Origin of the sequence: Vannielia litorea (genome assembly GCF_018424695.1) — a bacterium.
In the GTDB taxonomy this organism is placed as follows: Bacteria; Pseudomonadota; Alphaproteobacteria; order Rhodobacterales; family Rhodobacteraceae; genus Vannielia; species Vannielia litorea_A.
Map to the genome: position 1 here is coordinate 1 of NZ_QTNQ01000201.1, position 851 is coordinate 851.

Annotated in this window: 1 protein-coding gene and 1 pseudogene; both read left to right on the forward strand. The window is 69.0% G+C overall.

What is annotated here, in order from left to right; genetic code table 11:
* A pseudogene (locus tag DYI42_RS23945) lies at positions 1-220 on the forward strand (putative DNA modification/repair radical SAM protein); the annotation flags it as partial.
* The coding region (locus DYI42_RS23950) for a TIGR03915 family putative DNA repair protein (RefSeq protein ID WP_213549636.1) at positions 220-851 on the forward strand (632 nt) is incomplete at its 3' end. The pseudogene DYI42_RS23945 and the gene DYI42_RS23950, both read left to right, overlap by 1 nt.

Sequence of the window (851 nt, forward strand, 5' to 3'; positions counted from 1 at the left end):
CCTGCGCACCCCCGGCCTCGGCACGACCTCCGTCAAACGCATCCTCGCCGCCCGCCGCCACCGGACGCTGCGCTATGACGACCTGCTGAAGATCGGCTGCAACCTGAAGAACGCGAAGCCCTTCATCACCTGCCCCGGCTGGTCCCCGCGCGGCCTGACCGATGACGCCAACCTGCGCGACCGCTTCGCCCCGCCGCCCGAACAACTGTCGCTCTTCTGATGCTGACGGCTCGGCTTCCGAAAATCGGCTCCGTGGCAGCGTGGCGCAGCGAGGCCCGCCGCCTTGCCGCCGAGGGCATCGCCGCCGAGCACGTCCGCTGGACCCAGGTGGACGATACCGACCTTTTCGCAGGCGAAGCGCCAAAAGGACCGCCCGTCGAAATCCGCCTGTCCAAACAGGCCCTCTTCGACATCGAAAGCTCCCTCTACCACCGCGACCCCGAGCGCTTCGCCCGTGCCTACGCGCTTGTCCTCCGCCTCGGGCGCGGCGAGATCCGCTGGGGCGGCCGCGCCGATGACGCGCTGCGCAAGCTCCTGCACCAGCGCAAGGAGGTCGGCCGCGACATCCACAAGATGCACGCCTTCGTCCGCTTCAACGAGGTGACGGCGCCGGGCGCAAACCGCCGCGCCTTCGCCGCCTGGTTCGAGCCGGACAACCCCATCACCGAGGCCGCCGCGCCCTTCTTCGCCAGGCGCTTCGGCGACATGGACTGGGTCATCGCCACCCCCACCCTCACCGCCCGCTTCATCGCAGGCGAACTGTCCTTCGAGGAAACCGCCGAACAGTCGCCCCCCCCCGAGGACGCCAGCCACGACCTTTGGCGCACTTATTACGCCAACATCTTCAACCC